Raw genomic sequence first — 15,422 nt, 5'->3', positions numbered from 1 at the left:
GACCGCCGAATCCTGCCGCCGCCCGATTCCCAGGATCAGACCGACAGACAGAGGCAGGAGCGGGGGACCCAGGTAAGCCGCCGTGCCGGGAGACCGGACGGCTAGGGGTGAAGTCGCGGCGCCACGCGCGAGGGCCACCGGCCCTCAGCCAGGCGCGTCAACGCGGCCGGGCATCTCCAGCCCGAATCCGACAGCTCACCTCGCAGGCGTAGGAGAGGAACTCCCGCATGCCCGCAAAGGGACAGCACCGCAAGCCCCGCCGCATGAGCCGCCTCACCCGGATCTGCGTCGCCGCCGGTACCGGTGGCGCCGCTCTCGCGCTGCCGCTGGTCGGCGCCGCGCACGCGTCGGCCGCCGAGCCGGCCAAGGCCGCTCCGGCCGCCGCCGCTGCCAAGGCGGCCCCGGCTGCCGCGCACACCGCCGCCAAGCCCACCGCCTACACCGTCAAGCACGGCGACTCGCTGTCCGGCATCGCCGGCGCGAAGCACGTCAAGGGCGGCTGGCACCAGCTGTACAACGACAACAAGTCGGTCATCGGCTCCGACCCCGACCTCATCGTCCCCGGCCAGCACCTCACGCTGAACGGCGTGGCCAAGGCCGCGACCCACACCGCCCCGGCCCCGGCCAAGAAGGCCGCCCCGGCGAAGCAGGCCGCGCCCGCGAAGAAGGCCGCGCCGACCGCCTCCGCCGCGCAGTCCTCCGCGTCCGGCTACACCAAGCCGGTCGGCGACGCCGCCATCGGCACCGGCTACAAGGCGTCCGGCTCCCTCTGGTCCAGCGGCAGCCACACCGGTGTGGACTTCCTGGTCGGCAGCGGCACCAGCGTCCACTCGGTGGCCGCGGGCACCGTGGTCTCGGCCGGCTGGGACGGCGCGTACGGCAACGACGTGATCATCAAGCACGCCGACGGCAAGTACACCCTGTACGGCCACCTCAGCCAGACCCTGGTCTCGGCCGGCCAGAGCGTCAGCGAGGGCCAGCAGATCGCCCTCTCCGGCGCGACCGGCAACGTCACCGGGCCGCACCTGCACTTCGAGGTGCGCACCACCCCCGACTACGGCTCGGACATCGACCCGGTCGCCTACCTGGCGAGCCACGGCATCACCGTCTGATCCACCGTCTGGGGCATCCAGACGCGCCCGCTCGCCGCGGGCGTACGTGCCCGCCCGGTCTTCACCACCGGGCGGGCACCGCCATGTCCGGGCCCGCGCATGGCATCGGGGCTCACTCGAAGAGCGCGCCGAGCTCACCGCGGGAGACCACGCCCAGCTTCGGATACGCCTTGTAGAGGTGGTGGCCGACCGTGCGCGGGCTGAGGAAGAGCTGCGCGGCGATGTCCTTGTTGGACATGCCCTGCGCGGCCAGCCGCACGATCTGCGCCTCCTGCGGGGTCAGCCCCGCCTCGTCGGCCACCGACCTGGTCTCCTTGGCCGCCGCCGCCACCGCGGCGCCGGCCGCGCCGAGCTCCGACCTGGCGCGGTCGGCCCACGGCCGCACGCCCAGCCGCTCGAACGTGTCGAGCGCGGCCTGCAGGTGGTCGCGCGCCTCGCTGCGGCGCCGGGCGCGGCGCAGCCACTCGCCGTAGAGCAGCGCGGTACGGGCCGACTCCATCGGCCGCCGGTGCGGGTCGTGGCCGCGCAGCGCCTCGGTGTAGTACGCCTCCGCCGCCTCGTCGGGCGCGCGCAGCGCCCGGCAGCGGGCCACCAGCGCGGCCGCCCAGCCCTGACCCGAGCGGGCCGCCCACCGCTCGAACCGGGCGAAGGCATCGTCGGACCGCTCGGGCGCGCCGATCCGGACCGCGGCCTCCACCAGGTCCGGCACGCTGCGGGTGGCGCAGATGTGGTGCCGTACCGACTCCTCGGTCAGCAGCGAGAGCCGGTCGAGGGCGAACCGGGCGCGGCCCAGGCCGAGTTCGAGCAGCCCGTGCGACCAGTACGCCCACGGCGCGCCCGGCGCCATGGCGCCGCCGGTACCGCCGGCCAGGGCGTCGTCCAGCAGGCGGCGGCAGCCGTCCTCGTCACCGCGCAGCGCCGCGACGTGCGCCAGCGCGCTGCTCAGCTGGCTGACCCACTGACCCTGGCCGGTGTCGCGGGAGATCCGCAGCCCCTCGGCGGCGGTGTGGCCGGCGTCGTCGTACCGGCTCTCGAAGATCTCCGCCTCGGCGCGGAAGAACATGATCGTGGACAGCCGGCCGATGCCGCCGCTCTCCCGGCTCTCCGAGGTCAGCGCGGTGGTCAGCTCGTGGGCCTCGGTGTCCTGGCCGAGCGTCAGCGCGACCCCGCAGAGCATCACCAGGTCTCGCGGGTCGAGCCGGCCGGCGCGCGCGGCCCTGGCCTGCTCGGCGGCCAGGTCGACGGCGGGCGGCTCGCTCCCGGCGGCGTCCGCGCCCAGCGCCCGGGTGAGGAAGACGGCGACCGGGCGGATCGGCGCGTCCGCGGGCAGATCGAGGGCGGCGAGATCGGCGATGGTGTCCGCGACCTCGCCGGGCCCCAGGTACCAGGCGGTGTGCGCGGCCTGCACCAGCATCCGCGCTGCCCGCTCCGGGTCGGGGCCGGCGGCCAGCGCCGCCCCCGCGGTGAGCAGCCGGTGCGCGCCGGGGAACGCGCCCTCCCAGAAGTCCGCGAGGCCCTGGACGTGCAGGGCCCTGGCCCGCAGTACGGCGCCGTCGGCCGTCTGCTGAGACGGCGTCGAGTCTGACGGCGTCGAGCGGGTCGTGGAGGTGGCGAAGGCGCGGGCCCGGGCGATCTCGCCGGCCTCGGAGGCGGATTCCGCGGCCAGCAGGAGGCGGCGGGTCCTGGCGTCCGGATCGGTGCTGAGGTGCGCGGCGCGCTCGTACGCCGCTGCTGCCGCCGTGTAGCCGCTGCGCTCGCGGGCCCGGCCCGCGGTGCGCTCCAGGGCGGTGGCCACCGACTCGTCCGGGCCGGTCGTGGCGGCGGCCAGGTGCCAGGCGCGGTGGTCCGGGTCGCGGACCGGATCGGCCGCCTCGGCCAGCGCCCGGTGCGCGGCCAGCCGCTCCGGCAGCGGCGCCCGCTGGTGGATCGCGGCCCGCACCAGCGGGTGCCGGAACCGCAGGGTGTCGCCGTCGAGGAGGACGAGGCCGCTGTCCTGCGCGGGTGGCAGGTCGTGCACGCCGGCGCCGAGGCCGGCCGCGGCTCGCAGGATCGTGGCGAGCTCGCCGGTGTGGTCGGCGGCGGCCACCAGCAGCAACGTCTGGGTGCCGCGCGGCAGATGGCTGACCCGGCCGTGGAAGGCCAGTTGCAGCCGGCTGGTCAGCGGCAGCGCTCCGGGGGCCCCGGGCGGGCCCGGCGCGGAGTCCGGTGCCAGCGGGAGTTCGAGCAGCGCCAGCGGATTGCCGCGGGCCTCGGCCAGCACCTGGGCGCGTACCGGTTCTGCGGTCGTGCCGCCGCGGGCCGCGAGCAGGGCGGCGGCGTCCGGTTCGGCCAGCGGCGCGAGCCGCAGCTCCGGGAGGCCCGGGGTGTCGAACGTGCCCTCGCCGTCCCGGGCGGCGAAGACCATCGCGATACCTTCCGCGTCCAGCCGCCGGGCGGCGAAGATCAACGCGTCGGTGGAGGCCCGGTCCAGCCACTGCGCGTCGTCCACGACGCACAACAGGGGTCCGTCGCCCGCGTGTTCTGACAGCAGCGACAGTACGGCGAGCCCGACGAACATCGGCTCGCTCACCCCGCCCTCGGCGGCGAGCCCGAACGCGGCACGCAGCGCCCGCTGTTGGGGCGCGGGCAGCGCGCCCAGCGAGCCCATCGCGGTACGCAGCAGCAACTGAAGCCCGGCGAAGGGGAGTTCGGCCTCGAACTCCACTCCGGTACCCCGGACCACGGTCATCCCCCCGGCCGCGGCGACCACCTCGTCAACCAGTGCGCTCTTCCCGATCCCGGCTTCCCCCCGCAAGACGAGCACCCCGCTCCGCCCGCCCCGCGCCCCCTCGACCAGCGCCCCGACCACGGCGCTCTCCGCGTCCCGCCCGTAAAGCGTCATCCCCATACGGGCACGCTAACCGATCCCCGCGGGCGTCCGTTCGCCGCGGACTCTCCCCCGAGGGGGAAGTGGGGGCGCCGATGCCTCAGACGGACTTCACCTCGCCGCCGTCCATGCGCAGCGTCGACCCCGTCATCCAGCGCGCCGCCGGGGAGACCAGGAACGCCATCAGTTCGGCGAGCTCCTCCGGACGGCCGAAGCGTTCGATCTCCGCGTTCTGGGGGAACTTGTCGATCGCCTCCTCGACGGTCATGCCGTGGCGGGGTGCCCACTGCTCCAGGTACGAGCGGCGGCGGCCGGTCATGACCGCGCCGGGCAGCACGCTGTTGACCTGGACGCCGTCGGTGATGCCGCGATCGGAGAACGCCTTCGCGAGGGCGGCGACCGCCGCGTTGATCGTGCCGACGGCCGCGTAGGGCGCCTTGGGAAAAATCGCGGAGTTGCCCGACATCAGCACCACCGAGCCCTTGGCCTCGGCCAGCGCCGGCCATGCCGCGATCGTCAGCCGCCGGGCCCCGTGCAGCTTGAGGGCCAGGCCGGCGTCCCACTGCTCGTCCGTCATCTCGAACAGATCGATCTGCGGCACCGCGCCGGCGATGTTGACCAGGGCGTCGATGCGGTCGAACGCCCCCAGGGTCCGTTCGACCACCGTGCCGGCCGCCGCCGGGTCTGACAGGTCCAGGTCGATGACAAGGGCTTCCGCCCCGGCCTCGCGCACCTTGCCGGCGGTGTCCTCCAGGTGGGTGCGGTCGCGTGCGACGAGCACGACCGAGGAAAAGTCCCGTGCCAGCCGGATCGCCGTGGAGCGACCCATGCCCTGGCTGGCCCCGGTGACCACTGCTACGGAGTTCGGCATCTCACTTCTCCTCACTGGAGATCCTTACTGGAATCGGTCAGCTGGTGAGGAAGTCCCGGATCGCCGTCGCGATCTCCTCGGCATGGGTCTCCAGGGCGAAGTGGCCGGTGTCGACGAAGCGGATGTCGGCGTCCGGGAGGTCGCGCCTGAAGGCCTCGGCCCCGGCGGGCAGGAAGAACGGGTCGTTGCGGCCCCACACCGCGAGCAGCCGCGGCCTGCTGCTCCGGAAGTAGTCCTGGAACGCGGGGTACAGGGCGACGTTGGTCGCGTAGTCGAGCATCAGGTCGAGCTGGATCTCCTCCGCGCCGTCCCGCGCGAGGTAGTGGTTGTCCAGGCCGTAGCCGTCCGGGCTGACCCTCGTGCCGTCCGGGACGCCGTGCTCGTACTGCCAGACCGTCGTCTCCGGCCGCACCATGGTCCTGATCGCCTCGCGGTTGGCTGCCGACGGCTCCTTCCAGTACGCCTGCACCGGGCTCCAGGCGTCGCTGAGCCCGTCCTCGTACGCGTTGCCGTTCTGCGTGACGATCGCGCTGATCCGCTCGGGGTGCCGGGTGGCGATCCGGAAACCGACCGGAGCCCCGTAGTCGAAGACGTACATCGCGAAGCGGTCCAGGCCCAGGACCTCCGTCAGGCGGTCGATCACATCGGTGAGGTGCTCGAAGGTGTACGCGAAGTCCTCCCGGGCGGGCATCGCCGACCTCCCGAATCCGGGCAGGTCGGGGGCGACGATGTGGAACCGGTCCGCGAGCAGCGGGATCAGGTCGCGGAACATGTGGCTCGACGACGGGAAACCGTGCAGCAGGAGCAGCGTGGGCGCGTCCGGTGCTCCGGCCTCCCGGTAGAAGACCTCCAGACCGTCCACGTCTGCCGTGCGGTATGCGATGTCGGGCATGGCGTTCACCCTCCTGTGAGTAACTGTCCCGAGCTACGTAGCCAGGTTATCCCGAGGGCGGGGTAACTTGTCAATGCGACGCAGGGCGGTTACCGTCGATGGCGGATCTTCGCAGCACACAGGGAAAGGGGCGGGGACATGGTGGAGCACCCTCCGGCGCTGTTCCTGGCCGACTCGCTCGGCCTGGACTTCCTCAACTCGATCGCCACACCCGTCGACACACCGGTCGACTGGATCGCGGACGGCGACGGCCTGGCAAACTGGCTGGCGCAGGCCGAACTGGTGCCGCCGAGCACCCTTGCGGCACTGCGGGAGCAGGCCCTGCCCGGCGAACTGGACCAGGTCGCGGCTCAGGCGCGCAGCCTGCGCGAGGAGTTCCGGGCATTCGTCCGCGCGCACCAGGGCAGGCCGCTGGAACCGGCCGCCCTGGCGGAACTGGCGCCCCTGAACCGGCTGCTCGCACGCGACGAGCGATTCCTCCAACTCGGCTTCGGGGAGCAGGAGAAGGCACCGGGGCTCACGCTCGGGACGGCGCGCCGCTGGCGCTCACCGGAATCCCTGCTGCTGCCCATCGGTGAGGCGCTGGCGCGAGTCGTCAGCGAGGAGGACCTGGCGGACGTCAAAGCCTGCGAAGGCCCGGCATGCACGCTCATGTTCGTCGACCACACCCGGGGACGCGTCCGCCGATGGTGCAGCATGGCGATCTGCGGCAACCGCGCGAAGCAGGCCGCACACCGTGACCGCGTCAGGAAGAGCCGGGGCTAGCCGGAGGCGGGGCTAGGCGGTGGCGGGGAGGGTGGACTGGATCTGGCGCAGCAGGGACGTGTTGTCGGGGGTGTGGCGCATCCGCTCCAGCAGCACGTCCAGGCCGGACTGCGCGTCCCGGCCCTGGAGGACGCGGCGCAGGCCGCGGACGACGGTCAGCTCGCCGGCGGGAAGCAGCAGCTCCTCGCGTCGGGTGCCGGAGGCGGTCACGTCGACCGCGGGGAAGATCCGCCGCTCGGCCAGCGATCGGTCGAGGTGCAGCTCCATGTTCCCGGTGCTCTTGAGCTCCTCGTAGTAGAAGTCGTCGGCCCGGGACCCGGTGTCGACCAGGGCCGTCGCCAGGATCGTCAGCGAGCCGCCCTCCTCGGCCAGCCGCGCCGCCCCGAACAGCCGCTTCGGGCCGATCAGCGCGGCGGCGTCCACGCCGCCGGACAGGGTGCGGCCGCTGGAGTGGGCCGCGGTGTTGTGCGCCCGGCACAGCCGGGTCAGCGAGTCCAGCAGGATCACCACGTCCTGCCCCTGCTCCACCAGCCGCTTGGCCCGCTCGACGGCCAGCTCGGCCACCGCGATGTGCTGCTTGGCCGGCTGGTCGAAGGTGGACGAGACCACCTCGCCGCGCACGGTCCTGCGCATGTCGGTGACCTCCTCGGGGCGCTCGTCGAGCAGCACCACCATCAGGTGGCAGTCCGGGTGGTTCGCCTCGATGGCCGCGGCGATGCTCTGCAGCAGCATGGTCTTGCCGGCCTTCGGCGGTGCCACCAGCAGGCCGCGCTGGCCGAGGCCGACCGGTGCGACCAGGTCCATCAGGCGGCCGGACAGGGCGCCGGTGCCCTTCAGCGCGGGGCTTTCGAGGCGGAGGCGCTGCCGCGGGTGGATCGGGGTGAGGTCCCCGAAGTGCGGCCGGGGGCCGCCGGGCGGCAGCCCGTTGACGAGCAGCACCTCGCCGAGAGCGCCGGGCCGTCCGGCCAGGCCCTCCACGAGGTCGCCCTTGCGCAGGCCGTGCTTTCTGATCAGCGCTTGCGGGACCTGGACGTCGCCGGGGGTGGCGGCCCAGCCGGGCCCGCGCAGCCGGCCCGGGGCGCCGCCGCCCCTGCCGCTGCTCGCGGCGGGGGAACCGCCGCCGATGTCGAGGACGCCCGTCACGCGCTGCGGCAACTCCTGGCGCACGTGCGGTCGTTCGAGAATGTCAGTCATGGATGTGTCGTCCTTTCGAGGACGGAAGAGAGTGCGGCACGGCGTACCGGGCCGGGTGGTGGTGCGGGTACAGCGGTGCTGCCGTGCGGGCAGCGCGCATCGGGAGTCGCGGTGCGAGCGGAGGAATCACGCTCGGCGGTCGCGGGGATGACCTGGACGGAAGGGGTTCCGGTCACAGGCTGGAGAAGGTTCGGCGGGTTCGCCGGGGAACTGCTGGGACGGCGCCACTCAGAGGGCGTACCACGTCCTACGAAGAGAGTACCACGACCTCTCCGTGCGGACGGCCGCCCCCGTGCTCCGGGGGCGGCCGTCCGCCGGGGCTATTCGACCTCTATGCCGTGGTCCTGGACCAGCGTCATCAAGCCCTCCGGGCCCTGGTAGCCCTTGCCGCCGGGGACGAACGTCCAGTCGCCGCCCCCGCGCTTGCGGAACGAGCCGAGGATCAGGGCCGTTTCGCCGGGGCGGCCGTCGGAGACCTCCAGGCGGTCGGCCTCGGCGCCCGACGGGTCGGTGAGGCGGATCCGCGCGTCGGTGAAGCCGGCCAGGTCGGCGCCCGGGTTGGCCTCCGGGTCGACGGCCGCCACCAGCACCACCCGGTCCGCGCGGGGCGGCAGCCCGTCGAAGTTCACCCAGATCGCCGCCTTGTCCTCGCCGAACCCGGGCATCATCCGGACGCTGCCGTCCGGCGTACGGGAGTTGTTGAAGAACACGAAGTGGTCGTCGCTGAGCACCCGCCCGCCGGTGCAGACCAGCGCGCACACGTCGAGCCCGACCGAGCCCGCCCACCACATGCCGAGCACGCTCGCCTCGTCCGCCGCCCGGTCCTCCTCCTCGGCGGTCTCCCGCGCCGCCGGCGCCTGCGCCGGGCCCAACCGGCCGCCCAGGCCGTTCTGGTGCAGCAGCTCCACCAGGTCCGTGCCCGACACCAGGGTCATCGGCTTGCCGCTGACGAAGACGTACGAGGTCCGGCCGAAGCCCGAAGTCGTCACCAGCACGCCCTTGTTGGCGCCGACGCTCTGCACGGTGCCGTACAGGTCGCGGACCGCGGTGGGCGGCACCGTCTTGCGGTAGCGCTTGACCTGGACGACGATCTTCCCGCCGCGGATCGGATCGGGGTCGAGCGCGTCCACGTCCACCCCGCCGTCGCCGGACCGCACGGTGGTGACCGCCTGCATCCCCATCGCGCGGAACAGCTCGGCCACCAGCTCCTCGAACTCCAGCGGGTCCATCGCGAACAGGTCGGGCTCCTCGCCGCCGCCGTGCGAGACCACTCCGCGACCGGCCTCGCCGGGCAGCCTGACCGGGGCGACCGGGGTCCGCCGGTCCGGGCGGGCGGACAGCTCGCCGTGCAGGCCGTCCACCAGGCAGTCGACCGGGTCCACCTGGGCGAGGTTGACCGCGGTGAAGTCGGCGCGGTCGACCATCGCGGTGGCCACGAAGGTCTGCGTGCGGTGGCCGGTCGCCGGATCGGTGTCGTCCACGAAGCCGTTGAGCACCACCGAGTCGAGCACCTCGGACCGGTCGGCGCCGAACACCTCGCGCAGCACCAGCAGCAGGCACTGCGCCAGCAGGTCGCGGTAGACGGTGCGGCGCTCGCCGATCGGCCGCGCCACCTCCTTGTCCCGGTCGGCGCCCGGCATGTAGCGGACCACGGAGGTCTCGGGCACGACCGAGAACGGCGGCAGCTCCCAGTTGAGCACCAGCCGGCGTTCCGGCCCGCTGTAGGAGGCCGCGAGCTGCCGGGGGAGTCCCTCGGGCCAGCCCTGGGAGGCGTACAGAGCGGCCGTCAGGTACTCGATCACCGCCTCGGGTTCGGCCCTGCGCAGCCCGGCGAGCGACTCCTGGACGCCCGCGTTGTGCCGGCGTATCTCGCCCAGCCGCTGGTCCGCCCACTGCCGGTAGCGTTCCTGGTAGGCGGCCAGTTCACGCTGCCGCTGCGCCTCGGCGGCCTGCGCCGCGTAGAGGTCGCTCTCGTAGCGGGCGCGTGCCTCGTGCTGCGCCTGCCGGCCGCCGAAGCCCCAACCCGACTGCTGCTGCGGGGTGTAGTGCTCCGGGCGCGGCATCGCGATCGGCTCGCCGAGCCTGCCGGGCGCGAAGGGTTCGAGCACCTCGGGGGCCATCAGCGACTCGGGCGAGAAGACCGCGCTGCGCAGGCCGTTCGCCAGCAGCCCCGTCAACTCCACCAGCCTGCGGTCGAGTTCGTCGGTGCGCCGGCGGGCGTCCTCCTCGCGGCGCTGCCGGTAGGCGGCCTTCTGCTCCTGGCGGCTGCGCGCGAGCGCCCGTTCCGAGGCCCGCTGGCGGCGCTCTGCCTCGCGCTGCTGCTGGACCGACGCCCGGTGCTGCGCCTCCCGTTGCCGTTGCTGCTGACGCTGGACTTCGGCCCAGGTGGACACCAGCCCGGAGGAACGGCGGCTCATGCGGGTACGGCTTCCTTTCGGCGTGCGGAAACACCGCCCGCCGACCGCGACCGTCGAAGCGGTTACGGGCAGTTGAGCGTAGCCCCGAGATTACGACGCCGTCAGCGCTTCGTGCGCACCGGCTCCGTACTGGTGTCCGACGCCGCCGGGCCGCCGTGGCCGCGCTCCGCCGCCTTGGCGATGTTGCGGGCCATCCCGCCGAAGACGATCGCGTGGAACGGCGACACGCTCCACCAGTAGGCGTGGCCGAGCAGCCCGTGCGGATGGAACAGCGCGCGCTGCCGGTAGCGGGACGAACCGCCGTCCCCGCTGTCTCCGTCCGCCGGATCGGCGTACATCTCCAGCCACGCCAGCCCCGGCAGCCGCATCTCGGCCCGCAGCCGCAGCAGCCGTCCCGGCTCGATCGCCTCCACCCGCCAGAAGTCCAGCGGGTCGCCGGTGCGCAGCCGCTGCGCGTCCCGCCGGCCGCGGCGCAGGCCGACCCCGCCGGCCAGCCGGTCCAGCCAGCCGCGTACCGCCCAGGCCAGCGGGAACGAGTACCAGCCGTTGTCGCCGCCGACCCCCTCGATCACCCGCCACAGCGCCTCGGGCGACGCCGAGACGTCCCTCGACCGGTGGTCGGTGTACAGGCTGCCGCCGGCCCAGTCGGGGTCGGTCGGCAGCGGGTCGCTGGGCGCGCCGGGCACCGAGGCGGACGACCAGCGGGTGGTCACCTTCGCCTCCTTGACCCGTTGCAGGGCCAGCGCGAGGGCCCGGTCGACGCTGATCGGCCGGCCCGGCGGGTCGGGCACGTAGCCGGCGATGTCGTGCTCGGCGCAGATCACCTCGTGCCGCAGCGACTCCGTCAGCGGCTTGGCGATCGACCGCGGGACCGGGGTGACCAGCCCCACCCAGTGGCTGGACAGCCGAGGGGTCAGCACCGGCACCGGCACGATCAGCCGCCGCGGCAGCCGGGCGGTGGCCGCGTACCGGCGCATCATGTCCAGGTAGGTGACGACATCGGGGCCGCCGATGTCGAAGGTGCGGTTCACGTCGTCGGGCAGGGTCGCCGCGCCGACGAGGTAGCGCAGCACGTCCCGGACGGCGATCGGCTGGATCCGGGTGCGCACCCAGCTCGGGGTGACCATCACCGGCAGCCGCTCGGTCAGGTAGCGCAGCATCTCGAACGACGCCGAGCCCGAGCCGATGATGACCGCGGCGCGCAGCACCGCCGCCGGTACCGGCGCGTCCAGCAGGATCCGGCCCACCTCGGCGCGCGAGCGCAGATGCGGGGACAGCTCCGCCTCGGGCACCCCCGCGGGGGTCAGCCCGCCGAGGTAGACGATCCGCCGCACCCCGGCCGCCGCGGCCTGCTCGGCGAAGATCCGGGCGGCCCGCCGGTCGGTCTCCTCGAAGTCCCGGCCGGTGCCGAGCGCGTGCACCAGGTAGTAGGCCACGTCGATGCCGCGCATCGCCGCGCCGACCTGCTCCGGGTCGAGCACGTCGCAGCGCACCACCTCGGCGTCCGCCGCCCACGGGTGGTCGCGCAGGTTCGCCGGGGTCCTGGCGGCGCACCGCACCCGGTGCCCCGCGGCCAGCAGCTCCGGTACCAGCCGGCCGCCGATGTAACCGGTCGCGCCGGTGACCAGGCAGTCGAGTCGGGCCGCGGCACCGTTCGTGCTCTCCATGGCGGGTTTCCTTCCCCGTTCGTCGGGCTCCCACCGTTTGTGACCAGTGCGCGGCCGCCCGGTGGGGTCAGGTCAGCGCCACCTGCGGGTGTGACGGCGGGTCAGCGCCACCTGGCCGCGCGCCGCCGCCTGCGGACCACCGGCACCGCGCCCACCGCCGCGGCCAGTGCCAGGCCGCCGCCCACGTACCAGCCGACGCTCCACGAGGCCGAGCCGTGCACGGCGGCGGCCTGCTCGGCCGGTCCTGCCGGACGGGAGTCGTCGGCCACCGGCTGCGGCCTGACCGGAGCCGGGGCGGCGGGCGCCTCGTAGGCGACGGGGGCGGGCTCGTTCAGGGTGCCGACCGACGAGGTGTGCCCGGCCGCGGCGAAGCCCCAGTCCAGCAGGGACGCGGCCTCGTGGTAGACCGCCTGCGGCATACCGGACTGCGGGTTCATCACGGTGACGATGAGGGTGCGGTCGCCGTGCTTGGCCGCCGCGATCAGGGTGTTGCCGGCGTTGGTGGTGTAGCCGTTCTTGACCCCGATGATGCCGGGGTAGCGCCGGACCCCGTCCGCGCCCGTCAGCAGCCGGTTGGTGTTCTGGATCCCGAAGGACTTCACGAACTTGCCGTGCGCGTCGTAGCCGCCGGGGAACTGCGCGCTCGCCGTCCCTGCGTACTGGGCGAAGTCGTGGTTGGTGAGGCCGGCGCGGGCGAAGAGGGCGAGGTCGTAGGCGGAGGAGAGCTGGCCGGGGTAGTCGTAGCCGTCGGGGGAGACGACGTGGGTGTCGTGGGCGCCGAGCATGTCGGCTTTGGCCTGCATCTGGGTGACGGTCTGCTGGACGGAGCCGTTCATGTGGGCGAGGACGTGGACGGCGTCGTTGCCGGAGGCGAGGAAGACGCCTCGCCAGAGGTCGGCGACGGTGTAGGTCTGGCCGGCCTGGACGCCGACGAGGCTGCTGCCCTCGCCGGTGCCCGCGAGGTCTTGGTCGGTGACTTTGTGGGTGGTGGTGGCGGTGAAGCGGGGCAGGACGGTGTCGGCGAACAGCGTCTTCAGCGTGCTGGCGGGCGGCAGCTTGCGGTGCGCGTCCTTCGCCGCCAGCACCTGGCCGGTACGGGCGTCGGAGACCGTCCAGGACAGGCCCGACAGGCCCTCCGGCAGCGCGGGCGTGCCCGCCTCCGGCCGTACCTGCACCCCCGGCTTCGCGAGCAGCGGGCCGCCGGCCACCCCGGCGGGCGCGCCGCCCGAACCGTGCGGGCCGTGGCCGCCGTCGGCGGTCAGGGCGGCGGCGGGTCCGGTGGCCACCGCGGCGGCGGCCGCCAGCGCGCAGCCGACCGCCAGCGGGCGGGCGGCGGCGCCGAGCAGCCGGCCGGGGCGGGCCTGGACTCCGGGAGCGGGACGGGCCTGGCGGGATCGCGGGTCACGGAAGGCAGTCATGCTGTCACCGTAGGAACGCGGGCGCCTCACCGGCACGGCGGCGGCATCCATCCGGATGAGGTGTGCACGCCGATGGGTGAAACACCGGACGGGGTGTCACATCGGCCGGGCCGCCGCGCCGCTGACGCGCCGCCGGACAACCCGCCCGCGCCGGCCGGCCCGACCGGCGCCGGGACGGCTGCCCGTACGGAACCTATTCGCCCAGCGCGCTGAGCCCCGCCGCGATCGCCGCCTCGTCCAGCGGCGTCGGCGTCGCCTTCATCACCGCCGCCGAGACCGGGTCGATCACCCCGCCGGCCCCGCGGTCCATCGCCGCCTTGAGGTAGCGGACGGCGTCCAGCACGTTGCCCGCCGCGCTCGGCGAGTCGTCCACCTCCATCCGCAGGTCGAGGTCCAGCGGGGTGCCGCCGAAGGCCTCGGCCTCCACCCGGATGAAGGCCACCTTGCGGTCGCCGAGGAACGGGATGAAGTCCGCGCCGACGTGCACCTGCGGCTCGGCCGCCGGGGCGCCGCCGCCCGCGAACATGCCCTGCGCCTTGGTGGCCTTCTTGTCCGCCATCCGCTCTGCGTCCTGCATGTTCAGGAAGTCCATGTTGCCGCCGCCGAGCAGCTGGTACGTGCTGCGCAGCCGTACGCCGTTGCGTCGCAGCACGTCCACCAGCGCGCGGTGGATCAGCGTGGCGCCGAACTGGCTCTTCAGGTCGTCGCCGGCCAGCGGCAGCCCCGCCTCGGCGAACCGACCCGCCCACAGCGGCGACCTGGCGATCACCGAGGGGATGCAGTTGAGGAACGCGCAGCCCGCCTCCAGCGCCGCCTGCGCGTACAGCTCGGACGCGGCCTGGCTGCCGACCGGCAGGAAGTTCACCAGCACCTGGGTCCCGGACTCCCGCAGCCGCCGTACGACGTCCTCCACCGTCGCCTCGCCGCGCGCGTCCAGCTGCCCGGCGCTGCTGCGGCCGACGCCGTCGCTGAGCGGGCCCTCGGTGACCGGCACGCCCAGGTGCGGCACCTCGGCGAAGGCGCGGGCGTTGTTCGGCGCCGCCCAGATCGCCTCCGACAGGTCGCGGCCGGTCTTGCCGGTGTGCACGTCGAAGGCCGAGGTGAAGCGGACGTCGGAGACCGCGTACCCCGCGCAGACCGGGTTCTGCAGCCCGACGGCCTCCTCCCCGGCCTCGGCGCCCGCGTAGTACCGGACGCCCTGGACGAGGGAGGAGGCGCAGTTCCCGATCCCGACGATGCCGACGTTGACTGTGCTCATGGGTGCGTACTCCGTACGTGGTGGTTCTGGACGGGCGGAAGGCGGGCGAGGCCGGACGGTCCGGCGGGGGCGGAGCGGGCTGCCGGGTTCAGCCGGAGACGTGCACCACGAAGCGGTCGAAGCTGTGGCTGCCCGGCCGGCCGTCGATCCGGGCCAGCGCCTCCCGCAGCGCCCGCAGTTCACCGGTGTCCATCTGCAGCGGCGGCTCGTCGGGCTGGTGGGTGGTGCCCCGGGAGTAGTCCTCGCCCGGCGTGGTGGTCATCTCGATGTGGCAGCCCAGCAGCCGGGTGACCGGATGCCGCTCGCAGAAGGCCAGCAGCCGGTCCACGGTCGCGGTGTACGCGGCCAGGTCCCTGACGTACAGGTGGCCCGGGTAGAGCGTGTCGCCGGTGAACAGCAGGCCGGTGCGCCGGTCGTGGAAGACGGCGGCGGCCGGCTCGTGGCCGGGCCCCGGCAGCACGTCCACCGTCCGGCCGCCCAGGTCGAGCGCGGCGCCGCCGAGCGGCCAGTCGGGCAGCCCGAAGAACGCCGTCACCGCTTCGAGGCCGGGGCCGACGACCACGGTGTCCGGGCGGTCGGTGAACTGCCCGTCGCCTGCGATGTGGTCGCCGTGCCCGTGGGTGTGCGCGACCACCAGCTCGTAGCCCGGGCAGGGGTGCGGCGCCAGCCACTGGTCGATCGCCGCGTCCACGGTCGCGCGCAGCGGGAAGTACCGCGGCTCGGCGGTCGCGCCGGTGTCGAGCAGCAGCGCCCGCTCGGCGCCGAGCAGCAGGAACACGAATGGCGCCTCGAAGTGCACCGACATGTTCTGCCGCAGGATCAGCGTGCTCTCGTCGTAGGAGTGCTGCTGGATCTCCGGCGCCGGGTCGTGCTTGGGGGACGGCCAGCCCGCGTGCCAGCGCACGTTCAGATCACCGGATACATCGGTCGGTCGGATCATCATCCGACCCTATCCGGCGCTC

11 protein-coding genes and 1 riboswitch are annotated in these 15,422 nt (G+C 74.0%); of the genes, 2 read left to right on the top strand and 9 right to left on the bottom strand.

Annotated elements, in window-relative coordinates:
- The first annotated feature begins 9 nt into the window (after nucleotides 1–9).
- Nucleotides 10–222: riboswitch (cyclic di-AMP (ydaO/yuaA leader) on the top strand.
- Nucleotides 223–227: 5 nt separating this feature from the next.
- Nucleotides 228–1,112, top strand: coding sequence for a M23 family metallopeptidase (locus ACQPW6_RS03980; protein ID WP_433888125.1), 885 nt, complete (start codon nucleotides 228–230; stop codon nucleotides 1,110–1,112).
- 112 nt (nucleotides 1,113–1,224) lie between these two features.
- On the opposite strand, the gene ACQPW6_RS03975 is transcribed toward ACQPW6_RS03980, so the two are convergent.
- From ACQPW6_RS03975 to ACQPW6_RS03965, 3 genes are all read right to left on the bottom strand, one after another.
- Nucleotides 1,225–3,999 carry an AAA family ATPase gene (locus ACQPW6_RS03975; protein WP_433888124.1) on the bottom strand — a complete coding sequence of 925 codons (2,775 nt, stop codon included), beginning with the start codon at nucleotides 3,997–3,999 and terminating at the stop codon, nucleotides 1,225–1,227.
- Nucleotides 4,000–4,078: 79 nt separating this feature from the next.
- On the bottom strand, nucleotides 4,079–4,849 hold the full coding sequence (locus ACQPW6_RS03970) for an SDR family oxidoreductase (protein ID WP_433888123.1): 771 nt from the start codon (nucleotides 4,847–4,849) through the stop codon (nucleotides 4,079–4,081).
- A 37-nt stretch (nucleotides 4,850–4,886) separates the two neighbouring features.
- The gene (locus ACQPW6_RS03965) at nucleotides 4,887–5,741 is read right to left on the bottom strand and encodes an alpha/beta fold hydrolase (protein WP_433888122.1); all 855 of its coding nucleotides are present in this window, start codon (nucleotides 5,739–5,741) and stop codon (nucleotides 4,887–4,889) included.
- A gap of 138 nt (nucleotides 5,742–5,879) precedes the next feature.
- Between ACQPW6_RS03965 and ACQPW6_RS03960 the strand changes: the two genes are divergently transcribed.
- On the top strand, nucleotides 5,880–6,506 hold the full coding sequence (locus tag ACQPW6_RS03960) for a CGNR zinc finger domain-containing protein (RefSeq protein WP_433888121.1): 627 nt from the start codon (nucleotides 5,880–5,882) through the stop codon (nucleotides 6,504–6,506).
- Nucleotides 6,507–6,518: 12 nt separating this feature from the next.
- Here ACQPW6_RS03960 and rho read toward each other — a convergent pair whose 3' ends face one another.
- The 6 genes from rho to ACQPW6_RS03930 form a co-directional block, all read right to left on the bottom strand.
- Nucleotides 6,519–7,700, bottom strand: coding sequence for a transcription termination factor Rho (gene rho / locus ACQPW6_RS03955; protein WP_433888120.1), 1,182 nt, complete (start codon nucleotides 7,698–7,700; stop codon nucleotides 6,519–6,521).
- A gap of 320 nt (nucleotides 7,701–8,020) precedes the next feature.
- Nucleotides 8,021–10,117, bottom strand: a complete 2,097-nt coding sequence (locus ACQPW6_RS03950; protein WP_433888119.1) for a restriction endonuclease — start codon at nucleotides 10,115–10,117, stop codon at nucleotides 8,021–8,023.
- Nucleotides 10,118–10,218: 101 nt separating this feature from the next.
- A complete protein-coding gene (locus ACQPW6_RS03945; RefSeq protein WP_433888118.1) occupies nucleotides 10,219–11,784 on the bottom strand; it encodes an SDR family oxidoreductase in 1,566 nt (521 codons plus the stop codon).
- A gap of 101 nt (nucleotides 11,785–11,885) precedes the next feature.
- Complete coding sequence (locus tag ACQPW6_RS03940) at nucleotides 11,886–13,202, bottom strand: D-alanyl-D-alanine carboxypeptidase family protein (protein WP_433888117.1); 1,317 nt, start codon at nucleotides 13,200–13,202, stop codon at nucleotides 11,886–11,888.
- A 193-nt stretch (nucleotides 13,203–13,395) separates the two neighbouring features.
- Nucleotides 13,396–14,460, bottom strand: coding sequence for an inositol-3-phosphate synthase (locus tag ACQPW6_RS03935; RefSeq protein ID WP_433888116.1), 1,065 nt, complete (start codon nucleotides 14,458–14,460; stop codon nucleotides 13,396–13,398).
- A gap of 88 nt (nucleotides 14,461–14,548) precedes the next feature.
- Nucleotides 14,549–15,400 carry an MBL fold metallo-hydrolase gene (locus ACQPW6_RS03930; RefSeq protein ID WP_433888115.1) on the bottom strand — a complete coding sequence of 284 codons (852 nt, stop codon included), beginning with the start codon at nucleotides 15,398–15,400 and terminating at the stop codon, nucleotides 14,549–14,551.
- Nucleotides 15,401–15,422: the final 22 nt, after the last annotated feature.

It is taken from the genome of Streptomyces sp. CA-111067 (assembly GCF_050956065.1).
Classification (GTDB): domain Bacteria; phylum Actinomycetota; class Actinomycetes; order Streptomycetales; family Streptomycetaceae; genus Actinacidiphila.
This window is presented reverse-complemented; position numbering and strand designations above follow the sequence as displayed.